This is a genomic window from Neisseria oralis (genome assembly GCF_045062685.1).
Classification (GTDB): Bacteria; Pseudomonadota; Gammaproteobacteria; order Burkholderiales; family Neisseriaceae; genus Neisseria; species Neisseria oralis.
In genome coordinates this window covers 262,530-276,066 of the sequence record NZ_JBJGEB010000001.1, presented here as the reverse complement: position 1 = coordinate 276,066, position 13,537 = coordinate 262,530, and the positions used below count along the sequence as shown (strand labels likewise).

9 protein-coding genes and 2 tRNA genes are annotated in these 13,537 nt (G+C 54.3%); 7 read left to right on the top strand and 4 right to left on the bottom strand.

Annotated elements, in window-relative coordinates; translation table 11 throughout:
• Positions 1-25: 25 nt before the first annotated feature.
• Positions 26-3,460: a DNA polymerase III subunit alpha gene (gene dnaE / locus ACI43T_RS01395; RefSeq protein ID WP_405385325.1), complete on the top strand. Its 3,435-nt coding sequence runs from the start codon at positions 26-28 to the stop codon at positions 3,458-3,460.
• A 55-nt stretch (positions 3,461-3,515) separates the two neighbouring features.
• Here dnaE and ACI43T_RS01390 read toward each other — a convergent pair whose 3' ends face one another.
• Entirely contained in the window at positions 3,516-4,424 is a 909-nt protein-coding gene (locus tag ACI43T_RS01390) for a helix-turn-helix transcriptional regulator (protein ID WP_009174334.1), read from the bottom strand.
• Positions 4,425-4,795: 371 nt separating this feature from the next.
• On the opposite strand from ACI43T_RS01390, the gene ACI43T_RS01385 reads away from it, so the two are divergent.
• Entirely contained in the window at positions 4,796-6,898 is a 2,103-nt protein-coding gene (locus ACI43T_RS01385; protein ID WP_405385324.1) for a TonB-dependent siderophore receptor, read from the top strand.
• A 272-nt stretch (positions 6,899-7,170) separates the two neighbouring features.
• On the top strand, positions 7,171-7,992 hold the full coding sequence (locus tag ACI43T_RS01380) for an alpha/beta hydrolase (RefSeq protein ID WP_405385323.1): 822 nt from the start codon (positions 7,171-7,173) through the stop codon (positions 7,990-7,992).
• A 137-nt stretch (positions 7,993-8,129) separates the two neighbouring features.
• On the opposite strand, the gene ACI43T_RS01375 is transcribed toward ACI43T_RS01380, so the two are convergent.
• The 3 genes from ACI43T_RS01375 to ACI43T_RS01365 form a co-directional block, all read right to left on the bottom strand.
• Positions 8,130-8,205 (bottom strand) — tRNA-Ala (locus ACI43T_RS01375).
• A 3-nt stretch (positions 8,206-8,208) separates the two neighbouring features.
• Positions 8,209-8,285, bottom strand: a tRNA-Met gene (locus ACI43T_RS01370).
• Between the two features lie 173 nt (positions 8,286-8,458).
• Positions 8,459-9,610, bottom strand: coding sequence for a class I SAM-dependent methyltransferase (locus tag ACI43T_RS01365; protein ID WP_405385322.1), 1,152 nt, complete (start codon positions 9,608-9,610; stop codon positions 8,459-8,461).
• Between the two features lie 352 nt (positions 9,611-9,962).
• On the opposite strand from ACI43T_RS01365, the gene mraZ reads away from it, so the two are divergent.
• The 4 genes from mraZ (at position 9,963) to ACI43T_RS01345 (ending at position 13,516) form a co-directional block, all read left to right on the top strand.
• Positions 9,963-10,418, top strand: a complete 456-nt coding sequence (gene mraZ / locus ACI43T_RS01360; protein WP_009174330.1) for a division/cell wall cluster transcriptional repressor MraZ — start codon at positions 9,963-9,965, stop codon at positions 10,416-10,418.
• Entirely contained in the window at positions 10,415-11,386 is a 972-nt protein-coding gene (gene rsmH, locus ACI43T_RS01355; RefSeq protein ID WP_405385321.1) for a 16S rRNA (cytosine(1402)-N(4))-methyltransferase RsmH, read from the top strand. Before mraZ ends, rsmH begins: the two co-directional genes overlap by 4 nt.
• Before the next feature lies 1 nt (position 11,387).
• Positions 11,388-11,651, top strand: coding sequence for a cell division protein FtsL (gene ftsL, locus ACI43T_RS01350; RefSeq protein WP_293278364.1), 264 nt, complete (start codon positions 11,388-11,390; stop codon positions 11,649-11,651).
• A 119-nt stretch (positions 11,652-11,770) separates the two neighbouring features.
• The gene (locus ACI43T_RS01345) at positions 11,771-13,516 is read left to right on the top strand and encodes a peptidoglycan D,D-transpeptidase FtsI family protein (protein ID WP_314106089.1); all 1,746 of its coding nucleotides are present in this window, start codon (positions 11,771-11,773) and stop codon (positions 13,514-13,516) included.
• The last annotated feature ends 21 nt before the right edge of the window (positions 13,517-13,537 follow it).

Below are 13,537 nucleotides of genomic sequence, written 5' to 3'. Positions count from 1 at the left end.
TTTTATTGTTCACGCCGATTTTGCCATGACCGAGCCGACCTACATCCCGCTGCGCCTGCATACCGAGTTCTCAATTACCGACGGTATGGTGCGGATTAAAAAACTGATTGCCAAAGCGCAGGAATACGGTTTGCCTGCTTTGGGCATCAGCGATTTGATGAACGAATTCGGTTTGGTGAAATTCTATAAAGCCTGCCGCAGCGCGGGGATTAAGCCCGTCGGGGCGGCGGATGTGTGGATAGGCAATCCGAATGCGCCCGACAAGCCGTTCCGCGCCATGCTGATTATCCGCAACGATGTGGGCTATCTGCGCTTGAGCGAGCTTCTGACGGCGGCTTATGTCGGCAAAGACCGCAATGTCCATCATGCGGAACTCAATCCCGAATGGTTGGAAAACGGCGACAACAGCGGCTTGATTTGTTTGAGCGGCGCGCATTACGGCGAAGTGGGCGTGAATCTGTTGAACGGCAATGAAGACGCGGCGCGTGCGGCGGCGTTGAAGTATGCGGCGTGGTTCCCCGATGCGTTTTATCTGGAGCTGCAACGCCTGCCCGAGCGTCCCGAATGGGAGGCTTGCGTTTCGGGTAGCGTGAAGCTGGCGGAGGAATTGGGTTTGCCGGTGGTGGCGACACATCCGACGCAGTTTATGAGCCGCGACGATTTCAACGCGCACGAGGCGCGGGTGTGCATAGCGGGCGGCTGGGTGCTGACGGACAAGAAACGTCCGCGTGATTTCACGCCGAGCCAGTTTTTCATTCCGCCGGAAACGATGCTGGAGCGTTTCGCCGACTTGCCCGAAGCCTTGGAAAACACGGTGGAAATTGCCAAACGCTGCAATATCCATATCACGCTGGGCAAAAACTTCTTGCCCCTGTTCCCGACGCCCGACGGCCTGTCGCTCGACGATTATCTGGTGAAACTGTCCAACGAGGGCTTGCAGGAACGCATGGTTCAGCTTTATCCCGACGAGGCGGAGCGGGCGGCGAAAATGCCGGAATATCAGGAGCGGCTGGATTTTGAGTTGAACATCATCATCCAGATGAAATTCCCCGGCTATTTCCTTATCGTACAAGACTTTATCAACTGGGCGAAAACGCACGGCTGTCCGGTCGGGCCGGGACGCGGTTCGGGCGCGGGTTCGCTGGTGGCGTATTCGCTGAAAATTACCGACCTTGATCCGCTGAAATACGCGCTGCTGTTCGAACGTTTCTTAAACCCCGAACGCGTTTCCATGCCCGACTTCGACGTGGACTTTTGTCAAAGCAACCGCGGCCGCGTGATTGAGTATGTGCGCGATAAATACGGCGCGCAGGCGGTGAGCCAGATTGTGACCTTCGGCACAATGTCGTCCAAAGCGGTGATCCGCGACGTAGGGCGCGTGCTGGAGCTGCCGTTTACCCTGTGCGACAAACTGTCGAAGCTGATTCCGCTGGAAGCCAACAAGCCTCTGGGGTTGGACGATGCGATGAAGGCGGAGCCGCAGATTCAGGAATTGATTGAGGCGGAAGAAGCGGACGAACTGATTACGCTGGCGAAAAAGCTGGAAGACCTGACGCGCGGTCTGGGTATGCACGCGGGCGGCGTGTTGATTGCGCCAGGCAAGATTTCCGATTACAGCCCCGTGTATCAGGCGGACGAATCCGCCTCGCCCGTATCCATGTACGACAAGGGCGACGTGGAAGACGTGGGTTTGGTGAAGTTCGATTTTTTGGGTCTGCGCAATCTGACCATTATCGAAATGGCGCAGAACAACATCAAAAACACCACCGGCGATATTGTCGATGTCGGCAAAATCCCGCTTGACGACCAGGCCGCCTACAAAATCTTCCGCGATGCGAACACCACCGCCGTATTCCAGTTCGAGTCGACCGGCATGAAAAAAATGCTGAAAACGGCGCACACCACCAAGTTTGAAGAACTCATCGCCTTCGTATCGCTCTACCGCCCCGGCCCGATGGACAACATCCCCGACTTCGTCGCGCGTATGAAGGGTCAGGAATTTCAATACATCCACCCTCTGCTGGAAGGCATCCTCGCGCCGACCTACGGGATTATGGTGTATCAGGAACAAGTGATGCAGGCGGCGCAGATTATCGGCGGCTATTCGCTCGGCGGCGCGGACCTGCTGCGCCGCGCCATGGGTAAGAAAAAGCCCGAAGAAATGGTGAAACACCGCGAAATCTTCGCCGAAGGCGCGGCAAAACAAGGCATTTCGCGCGAAAAATCCGACGAAATCTTCAACTACATGGAAAAATTCGCCGGCTACGGTTTCAACAAATCCCACGCCGCCGCCTACGCCCTGATTTCCTACCAGACCGCATGGCTCAAAGCCCATTACCCCGCCGAATTTATGGCGGCGACCATGTCGTCTGAATTGGACAACACCGACCAGCTCAAACATTTCTACGACGACTGCCGCGCCAACGGCATCGAGTTCCTGCCGCCCGACATCAACGAATCCGACTACCGCTTCACGCCGTATCCGAACATGAAAATCCGCTACGCACTCGGCGCGATTAAAGGCACGGGCGAAGCCGCCGTCGAATCCATCATCGCCGCGCGGCAAAGCGGCGGCAAATTTACCGGCCTGTTGGACTTCTGCGAGCGCGTCGGCAAAGAACACATGAACCGCCGCACCCTCGAAGCCCTGATACGCGGCGGCGCGTTCGACAGCATCGAACCCAACCGCGCCATGCTCTTGGCAAACATCGACCTCGCCATGAACAACGCCGACCAAAAAGCCGCCAACGCCAATCAGGGCGGGCTGTTTGACATGATGGAAGACGCCATCGAACCGGTGCAGCTCATCGACGCGCCCATGTGGAGCGAATCGGAAAAACTCGCCGAAGAAAAAACCGTCATCGGCTTTTACCTGTCCGGCCACCCCTTCGGCCCGTATGCCCAAGAAGTCCGCCAAATCGCCCCGACCAAATTAGGCCGTCTGAAACCGCAAGACAGCGTGCGCCTCGCCGGATTCGTTACCGCCGTGCGCACCATGATGGGCAAACGCGGCAAAATCGCCTTCGTCAGCCTCGAAGATTTGAGCGGGCAGATTGAAATCATGGTCAGCGGCCAGACGCTGGAAAACTGCGCCGACTACCTCAAATCCGACCAAGTACTGATTATCGAATCCAAAGTCAGCCGCGACGACTACGGCGGCGGCGACGGACTGCGCATCATGGCAAACCAAGTCATGACCCTGCAAATGGCGCGCGAACGTTATGCCCGCAGCCTCAGCCTCGCTCTCGCCCCCGGCCACGACATCGAACGCCTCGCCACCATCCTCACCGCCCACCGCCTGCCCGACACGTCGCACATCCCGCTGCAACTGTCGTACAGCAACGACAAAGCGTCGGGCAGGTTTCAAGTGCCGCCGAAATGGATGGTGACGCCGAGCGCGGATTTGTTCGGCGAACTGGAGGCGCTGCTCGGCAGTAAATCGGTCAGGGTGAACTGGTAGCCGGTTGGAAATCAAGAGGCCGTCTGAAAACAAAGTTTCAGACGGCCTCTTGATTTTATTCCCTGCCGCGCCGCTGCATTTCCGCCGGCGTGCAGTCGAAATACTGCTTGAACGCCTGCGTAAAGCTGGACGTATGGCGGTAGCCGCAGCGGTAGGCGGTTTCGCTGATGCTTTCCTGCCCGGTCGTCAGCGCGTAAAGCGCGTATTGCATATGCTTGTGGCGCAGCCAGTCGCTGGCGGTGATGCCGAAAGATTCGCGCAGGCGGCGTTGCAGGGTGCGTTCGCTGATATGCAGCGCGGCGGCCAGCTCGGCGACTTGGTGCGCGCCGTTGTCAAACGCATGATTGAGGCTGTGGACGAAACTTTCAGACGGCACGGAAACCTCGCAGGCCGTCTGAACGGGATGGCGTGCCAGAAAATCGCGCCACAGTCCGGCCAGAAGTTGCAGCGCGTCGGCTTCCTGCTGCAAAGCATCGGCGATGCTGCCGTCCGGACGTTGCAGGCAGCGCCCGACCAGTACGGCCAATCCGTCGTCCAAAGGCCAGCTTCTGACCGGTTCGCGGTAGACGTGGGACAGCAGGTGGCGGTATTGCGGCTGGGAAAGCCAGTGTTCGATGCCTTTTAACGCGATTTTGACGGTGGTTTCGCCGCGGTGGAGATAGCGGCTGAACAAAATTTCTTCGCCTGCCGCCACCAGAATTACTTTGCCGCCGTCGGCCCGGATGCAGTAGCGCTCGCGGTTGATACCGAAATCCAGCCTGCCTTCCAGCAGGATGACGAAGTTGACGTACGCATCGGTCAGGCGGCTGCAATGCAGGTCCTGTTCCGCCGTGGCGCGCCCTCCGTGCAGGCTGATGCCGCTGTGCAGCGTGTCGAAATGGTAATGCCCGCTCAGATAGTCGTTACTGTCGCCTTGCTGGACGAGGCGCATGAAATGGCGGCTGTTGATGTGCAGAGTGCTCATTGTCGTGTTTTCAATAGAGATTGCCGGCCCAACGATAACATTTATCCTTCAAACGGACAAACCGTTTCATAAATATAATAATTATTAATTAAAGCAAATGATCCAATAAGATTATCTTGTTTGTTCAAATAACAACTTTCCGATACATTGCGCGCCCCTGTTTATGCGGCAGGCCGGAAACACAACAAAACACCCCGCGAGGCCGTCTGAAAACAATAAAAAATCCCCAAACGTTTTATTTTTAAAGCACAAAAACAGTTTGTCGCATTTTCAAAAAAGATTGTCGGAAAAACGATGATATCCGTTTACATGAACGACCGTAGAAAATATAAAATGCAATCATTCCTATTTCCATATAAGGAGGATGATTGATGTTCCGCCATAATTTGACCGCCGTTGCCGTTTTGGCGGCGTTTTCTTCGGCCGTTTCCGCCGCCGATCAGGTTAATCTGGAAGCCGTGCATGTTCAGGGGCAGCGTTCGTATAATGCGATTGCCACCGAGAAAAACGGCGATTACAGCTCGTTTGCCGCCACCGTCGGCACAAAAATCCCCGCGTCTTTGCGCGAAATTCCGCAATCCGTCAGCATCATCACCAACCAGCAGGTAAAAGACCGCAACGTCGATACGTTTGACCAGTTGGCGCGCAAAACGCCGGGCCTGCGCGTGTTGAGCAATGACGACGGCCGCTCGTCGGTTTATGCGCGCGGCTACGAATACAGCGAATACAACATCGACGGCCTGCCTGCGCAGATGCAGAGTATTAACGGCACGCTGCCCAACCTGTTCGCCTTCGACCGCGTCGAAGTGATGCGCGGGCCGAGCGGCTTATTCGACAGCAGCGGCGAGATGGGCGGCATTGTGAATTTGGTGCGCAAACGCCCGACCAAAGAGTTCCAAGGCCATGCGGCGGCAGGGTTCGGTACGCACAAACAATATAAAGCCGAGGCCGACGTTTCAGGCCGTCTGAACGCCGACGGCAGCGTGCGCGGCCGCGTGATGGCGCAGACCGTCGGCGCGTCTCCACGTCCGGCGGAGAAAAACAACCACCACGAAACCTTCTACGCAGCGGCGGATTGGGACATCAACCCCGACACGACTTTGGGCGCGGGCTATCTTTACCAGCAACGCCACCTCGCGCCGTATAACGGTCTGCCGGTCAACCATGACGGCTCGCTGATGAAGCTGCCCGAACACACCTTTGTCGGCGCGGATTGGAACAAATTTAAAATGAACAGCCACGACGTGTTCGCCGATTTGAAACATTACTTCGGCAACGGCGGCTACGGCAAAGTCGGCGTGCGCTATTCCGACCGCGATGCCGATTCCAACTACACTTTTGCAGGCAGCAAACGGGCGGAAAACGGCAGTGCGACGGTAACCGGCCTCGGTACCGACATCCGGCAGAAAGCCTTTGCGTTTGACGCCAGCTACAGCCAGCCGTTCCGCCTGGGCAATACCGCCAACGAATTTGTGGTCGGTGCCGACTACAACCACTTTAAGAGCACGACCGAACAAGGCCGATCGGCGCTTGCCCGCGGCGTCGCTTTGGGGGATTTCCGTTCCGTACCTTATGTGAACCTGCTGCAACAGGCGCGTGCCGGTACCCGCGGGTATAATTATTCCGTTTCCAAAGAAAACCTCGACGAATTCGGCCTCTACGGCAAAACCGTATTCCGTCCCGTCGACGGCCTGTCGCTGATTGCCGGCGGCCGTGTCGGCCACTACAAAATCGAGGCCGGCGACGATACGGCGTTGAACAAAGCCGATAAAACCAAATTCACCGGCTACGCAGGCGCAGTATACGATTTGAACGATGCCAACAGCCTCTACGCCAGCTTCTCCCAGCTCTACACGCCGCAAACCAGCCTCGGCACCGACGGCAAGCTACTGAAAGCGCGGCAGGGCAATCAGTTTGAAGCGGGTTACAAAGGCAGCTACATGAACGAACGCCTGAATACCCGCGTATCGTTCTACCGTATGAAGGACAAAAATGCCGCCGCCAGCATCGTCGGCGACAGCACCCACTACGCCGCGCTGGGCAAACGTGTGATGGAAGGCGTCGAAACCGAAATCAGCGGCGCGATTACACCGAAATGGCAGGTTCACGCAGGCTACAGCTATCTGCACAGCCAAATCAAAGCCGCCTCCACCAATCGCGACGATGGCATCTTCCTGCTGATGCCCAAACACAGCGCGAACCTGTGGACGACTTACCAAGTTACGCCCAAACTGACCCTCGGCGGCGGCGTGAACGCGATGAGCCACATTACCTCGTCGGCAGGGTTGCGCGCGGGCGGATACGCCACCTTCGACGCGATGGCGGCTTACCAGTTTACGCCCAAGCTGAAACTGCAAGTCAACGCCGACAACATTTTCAACCGCCACTACTACACCCGCGTAGGCTCCGCCAACACCTTCAACATTCCCGGTGCGGAACGCAGCCTGATGGCGAACGTGCGGTATGATTTCTAAACGGTAAAAAAGGCCGTCTGAAAAAACGCTGCGGCGTTTTCAGACGGCCTGCCAACCCGACAAAACAAACACATTACGGGAAATTTATCCAAGCCGGCGGGAAACGTCAGCCGGTTTGGTTTTTTCATTTCTAACAAGCAAACATCGGGGCGGTGTGCTGAACCCCTGCCGAATCTAAAAGAGAACGGATGAAAATAAAAAAGCAGCGAGGCACCAGATTCATTCCAACCCAACCACATACCTTGAATAGGCCGTCTGAAACCGGAAACATCATGACCTCCCGTATTCCCAAATGGCAGGATGCCCGCCTGCTGCAAGCGCAGGAAACGCAAATCCATTCGCAACATACCGGCCGCAGCTACCGCATTCAGACGGCCTGTATCGGTACACCGCCGCCGCAAGGCTGTCCGGTCCTCTATATACTTGACGGCGACGCGTTTTTTCCGGCGGCACTCAGCATGGCGCAATCGTTGCTGGTCAATCCGATGACCCGCAGCAACGCCCCGTGCCTCTTAGTCGGTATCGGCTATCCCAACGGCGCCATCCGCGATTTGCAACGGCGCGCACTGGATTACACCCCGCCGCTGCCCGCCGGCGCAACCGAAGCCGACTGCCGCCGGTATGGGCAGGCCGACCGCTTCGGCGCATTTGTCGACGGCGAACTTATGCCGCTGCTGGCGGACAGGTTCCCGATTAATACGGCCGAGCAGGCCTTGTTCGGCCATTCTTTCGGCGCGCTGTTCGGTGCGTACAGCCTGCTCGTCTCAACCAAACGTTTCCGCCGCTATTTTCTCATCAGCCCTTCAATGTGGTGGCATAACCGCCGCCTTCTTGATTTCATGCCGTCTGAAATTCCGCAGGAGTGTTATGCCGAGATACGCGTAGGCGGTTTGGAACAACCTGCCTGCAACGGCACGCGACACCAGCGCGAACGCAACATGGTTACGCAGGCAGAAGATTTCGCCGTCAGATTGCGCGGTAAAGGCGTGGAAACCGTGTTTGAGAACTATCCGAACGACAACCACGGCAGCGTTCCCTTCCGAGCCTTACCCGATTGCCTTGCCGCATTGGCGAAGGTATGGCAGGCCGTCTGAACGGCATGTGCGGACGGAAAAGGAAAAAAGGAAATGCGGCGGGCGGAAGCCGATGGGTGATGAACGGGCGTCTGATGGAGCATCAGCAGATGCAAATAAAATAAGGAACCGATAATAATCGGTTCCTTTCCTTATTCTGGTGGAGGTAAGCGGGATCGAACCGCTGACCTCTTGCATGCCATGCAAGCGCTCTACCAACTGAGCTATACCCCCGAATGGTGGCGAATCAGGGACTCGAACCCCGGACACAAGGATTATGATTCCTCTGCTCTAACCGACTGAGCTAATTCGCCGTTTCGTGAAACCGCTATTATAGGTTTTTCTGCGTTTTTGGCAAGCGCATTTATTTGTGTTTCGTTTTCTATTTTGATTTTAAAGGATAAAAAATAGATTTGTGCATCGGTCGGTTAGGTTATTAGTGCGGGCCGTCTGAAAGATTGTAGTGGCAGTTTTCAGACGGCCTGATTCAAAGCATGTGGCATATGTCGCCGAAAGCGAAACCCTGCCAGTTTGTATCTATGTTTTTTCCGAACGCGATAACTTTGAAAAGCTCGCCCATTTCATGCGGGTTAACCAGTTGCTGTACTGCCGCTGCGGCGGTCAGATAGGCTGCGGTATCAGGATGGCCCGTTTGTGCCAAAAGATCGGTGATGCCCAGATTCAGAAGAAAATTGGCTTGGGTGGTGTAGCCGATTAAATCCAAACCGGCATCGGTGGCCGCTTGTGCAATATCGGTGAAGTTGACATGGGCCGTCAGGTCGGTTAGGCCGGGCAGAAAAAAAGGGTCGTGAACGGTGTGGTGCCGGTAATGGCCGATGAGCGTCCCCATATGGCGCTGCGGGTGGTAATACTGGGCGGCATCAAAGCCGTAATCGATGAATATCATGCCGCCTTGGCGGAGTTTCGAGGCAACGGTGTGCACAAAGGCATGTTGCGCGGGATGAAGCTCGCTGGTGTACGGTTCGGCGTCGGGAAAATAGTTTTCGGCAGAGCGAAGCAGGGTAGGGGTGGCAAGTGTTTGGGGAACTTGGACAAATTCCCCGTTTTTTATACTGACGCCGATTTGTTGAAAGTTGCCGCCTTCTTTCCGGACAAGTTCCACCGGCATAGCGTCCAGCACCTCGTTGCCGATGACGATGCCGTCAAATTCGTCGGGAAGCGTGTCGAGATGGATGATTTTTCGTGCGGTTTTGGGAGGAAGACTGTTTGAAATCATGGCACGCTGGCGTTCGGCCAGCTCGGGAGAGAGTTCGACGATGTAATAATGCCTGAGGCCGTCTGAAAAGTTTTGCAGCAGGCTCACGGCCAAATCCCCCGTTCCGGCACCGAATTCGTATATGTTGCCTGCGGTTTGCGGCAAGAGGACGGAGAGTTGCGCAAACAAGGTTTTTCCGAACAGGGGCGACAGTGCAGGGGCGGTAATGAAATCTCCGCCCGCACCGATTTTATGGCTTCCTCCGGTGTAGTAACCGAAGTCGGGAGCATAGAGGGCGAGTTCCATGAAACGGGAGAAAGGAATCCAGTTGCCTTTGTCTGAGATTTCGTCGCTTATCAGGCGGCACAGTTGCCGGCAGGAGTGTTGTGCGGCAGGAGAAGGGACCGGAATTTGGAGTTTCATGACTGTTAGATAATGTAAAAATTTAGAATTTGCGCATGTATTATAACGTACCTGTTTTGTGGTCGGGAAACCGATATTATGTGCTATATGTAGTAGTAAATTTACACAAACGATACAAGATATTGTGTTTTATCATCCATTTTGATTGGAAAAAGACCGTTCGGGTAATGTGGTTGTTTGGGTATCTGTCTGTATTTAAAAGTATTTTTTGAACCGAAAATAAGCATTTTCAGAGTGTTTGCGATTTGACCGTGTCGGCAAAATTTCTTATAGTGTGGGCTAGTGGGGCGATGTGGGGGAAAGTGTACCAATTGCCCAAAATTTTTCTCTACGACGACAGGATAGGTTTAAAGTGTTTGGCGGTGTTCATGAGTTGAGTATAGACAGCAAAGGGCGGTTGGCCATTCCGGCTAAGTTCCGCGATATTTTGCTGCGCCGCTATACCCCCGCCGTCGTGGTTACGCTGGATTCGCGCCAGCGTTTGCTGATGTATCCCGAAAGCGAATGGGAGAAAGTATCCCAGCAGCTTTTGGCTTTGAAAGTAAACGGAAATCCTGTGTTGCAGCGTTACCAGAACTTATTGCTGCACAATGCCGAATTGCTGGAGTGGGACAGTGCCGGCCGTATTTTGTTGTCGGCCAATTTGCGCAAACGCGTGGATTTTGAAAAAGAGGTAACGCTTGCCGGCCGCGCCAACCGGTTGGAGTTGTGGGGTCGGGAGCATTGGGAAGCTGAGATGAACCAGGCTTTGGATATTAATCCTGAAGAGCTGGATTACCAGTTGAGTCAGACGGATTTGCAGTTGTGAGCGAGGCTGGGGAATACAAACATATTACCGTATTGCTGAACGAGGCGGTGGATGCGCTGAATATCCGGCCGGACGGTGTGTATGTTGACGGTACGTTCGGCAGGGGAGGGCACTCCCGCCTGATTTTGTCCCGTTTGGGCGAAGAAGGCCGTTTGATTGTTTTCGACAAAGACCCACAGGCAATAGTTGCGGCACGCAAGCTGGCGGCATATGATATGCGGGTTAGCGTGGTGCATGACGGATTTTCCGTTTTTCAGACGGCATTGGATGAGCTGGGGATCGGGAAAGTGGATGGAGCATTATTCGATTTAGGTGTTTCATCCCCGCAAATTGACGAGGGTGGTCGCGGCTTCAGCTTCCGTTTCGATGCGCCTCTGGACATGCGGATGGATCCGACCCGCGGGATGTCGGCAGCAGAATGGATTGCCACAGCATCCGAACAAGATTTAAACGAGGTAATCAAGAATTATGGTGAAGAGCGGTTTAGTCGCCAGATTGCGCGCGCCATTGTTGCGCAACGGGAAGAAAGTCCTATCGATACAACCCGCAAGCTGGCGCAGCTCGTGGCTCAAAACGTCCGTACTCGCGAGCGCGGACAAGACCCGGCAACGCGCACCTTTCAAGCAGTTCGCATCTTTATTAACCGCGAGCTCGAAGAAATAGAAGTTGTATTGCCTCAAGCAACAGGCCGTCTGAAAGAGGGTGGGCGGTTGGCGGTCATCGCGTTCCATTCTTTGGAAGACCGTATTGTAAAACAGTTCATCAAAAAACAATCGCAACATGCGCCATTGCCACGTTGGGCAGCAGTAAAAGAAGCGGATTTGCCACAGCCGCCGTTGAGGCCGGTAGGGAAGGCAGTCAGACCCAGCGATGCGGAAATTTTGGCCAATCCGAGGTCGCGTTCTGCGGTGCTGCGTGTAGCCGAGCGTACGGCCGGTAGTTTTAACGCCGAAGGAAAGGCCGTCTGAAATGAATAAATTGAACGTGATTTTATTGGTTGCCGCATCGGCATCCGGTTTTGCGGTAGTAACCGTACAGGATCAGGCGCGGCGCAATTATATGGTGTTGGACAAGGCTCAGAAACAAGAAATCAAGCTCGAACAGGATTATGCGAGGTTGAAGCTCGGACAGGCTAAATTGTCCAATCACAAACTGATTAAAGTGGCAGCTGAAAAGCAACGGTTACAACCGCCGAGTGCACACAATACTGTAATGGTTGAACACGGAAAATAATGAAAACACAGGCAGAGTCTTTATCAAAATAACAATTAAAGCTTTACTCCGAAGATTGGTTCGGGAAAGCCCAGTTCGGATAAAAGGTCGATGCCGTCAAGTAATAAGAGAAGTTTAGTATGTTGATTAGAAACGAATTTAAGCCGCAGATGCTGCCGAAAGCACCTAAGGCCAAGAAACCCATTTCCAGCAATGGGCGTATTCTTGTGGTTTTAGGGGCGCTGGCTGTCGGGTTTGCAGGATTATTGGGGCGAGGTGTGTATTTGCAGACTTCGCAACATGAATTTCTTAAAAATCAAGGTGACCAACGCTTTGTTCGTACGCTGACCCTGCCGGCTTCGCGCGGCATGATTACCGACCGCAACGGTGCGACGCTTGCTTTGAGCGCTCCAACGGAATCCCTGTTTGCCATGCCGTCTGAAATGGATGAAATGCCGACTGAGGCGCAGTTGGAAAAACTATCGTCTATTATTGAGGTGCCGGTTGCGTCCATTAAGGAAAAGTTAGGGAAGAAAAAAGACTTTATCTATCTGAAGCGCCAATTGAGCAAGGAAAAAGCCGATGAGATTGCTGCGTTGGGCATCAAGGGCTTTGGCTTCCAAAAAGAGCTGAAACGCCATTATCCGATGGGCAACCTGTTTGCACATGTTATCGGTTTTACCAATATCGACGGTAAAGGCCAGGAAGGTTTGGAACTTTCCCGCGAAGATATTTTGCGTGGTTCGGACGGCGCTAAAGTTGTGTTGCGCGACAATAAAGGCAATATCGTAGACAGCCTCGATTCTCCGCGCAACAATGCGCCGAAAAACGGACGCGATATGGTTCTGTCGCTTGACCAACGTATCCAAACATTGGCTTACGAGGAATTAAACAAAGCCGTCGACTACCATCAGGCCAAAGCCGGTACGGTCGTCGTATTGGATGCGCAGACAGGCGAAATCCTTGCCTTGGTCAACAGCCCCGCCTACGACCCCAACCAGCCCGGTAGCGCAGGCAGCGAACAACGCCGAAACCGCGCCGTTACCGATATGATTGAACCAGGTTCGGCCATGAAGCCTTTTACTATCGCCAAAGCGTTGGACTCCGGTAAGGTCAACACCAGCCAAAGATTTAACACCAATCCGTATAAAATCGGACCGGCTACCGTGCGTGATACCCATGTTTATCCTTCTTTGGATTTGCGCGGCATTATGCAAAAATCTTCCAATGTCGGAACAAGCAAATTATCGGCTATGTTCAAGCCGAAAGAAATGTATGACTTCTATCACGACTTGGGCGTAGGTGTGCGTATGCACTCCGGTTTCCCGGGCGAAAGTGCAGGGTTGCTGCGCAACTGGAAAAGATGGCGCCCTATCGAACAAGCAACCATGTCGTTTGGTTACGGTCTGCAACTGAGCCTGCTGCAATTGGCGCGTGCTTATACTATGCTGACCCATGACGGCGAGCTTTTGCCGGTCAGCTTTGAAAAACAGGCTGTTGCCCCCGAAGGCAAACGAGTTATTAAGGCTGAAACCGCAAGACAGATTCGTGAAATGATGGTTGCGGTAACTGAGCCGGGCGGTACGGGTACTGCCGGTGCGGTGGACGGTTTTGATGTCGGTGCCAAAACGGGTACTGCGCGTAAATTAATTAACGGCCGCTATGTGGATAACAAGCACGTTGCAACTTTCGTCGGCTTTGCACCTGCGCAGAATCCGCGCGTTATTGTGGCGGTAACCGTGGATGAACCGACTGCCAACGGCTACTACGGCGGTACGGTCGCGGGACCTGTGTTCAAACAGGTTATGAGCGGCAGTCTGAATATTCTGGGCGTGTCTCCAACCAAACCACTGAAAGAAGCGGCAACCGTTAAAGTATCGTCATAATAAGCCATTAAAAAAGAAACT

Excerpts from the sequence above, each read along its gene's own strand:
- ftsL (WP_293278364.1), top strand. The coding sequence starts at position 11,388 with ATGAATAAATTGAACGTGATTTTATTGGTTGCCGCATCGGCATCCGGT.
- ACI43T_RS01365 (WP_405385322.1), bottom strand. The coding sequence starts at position 9,610 with ATGAAACTCCAAATTCCGGTCCCTTCTCCTGCCGCACAACACTCCTGC.
- ACI43T_RS01385 (WP_405385324.1), top strand. The coding sequence starts at position 4,796 with ATGTTCCGCCATAATTTGACCGCCGTTGCCGTTTTGGCGGCGTTTTCT.
- ACI43T_RS01345 (WP_314106089.1), top strand. The coding sequence starts at position 11,771 with ATGTTGATTAGAAACGAATTTAAGCCGCAGATGCTGCCGAAAGCACCT.
- ACI43T_RS01390 (WP_009174334.1), bottom strand. The coding sequence starts at position 4,424 with ATGAGCACTCTGCACATCAACAGCCGCCATTTCATGCGCCTCGTCCAG.
- ACI43T_RS01380 (WP_405385323.1), top strand. The coding sequence starts at position 7,171 with ATGACCTCCCGTATTCCCAAATGGCAGGATGCCCGCCTGCTGCAAGCG.
- dnaE (WP_405385325.1), top strand. The coding sequence starts at position 26 with ATGACCGAGCCGACCTACATCCCGCTGCGCCTGCATACCGAGTTCTCA.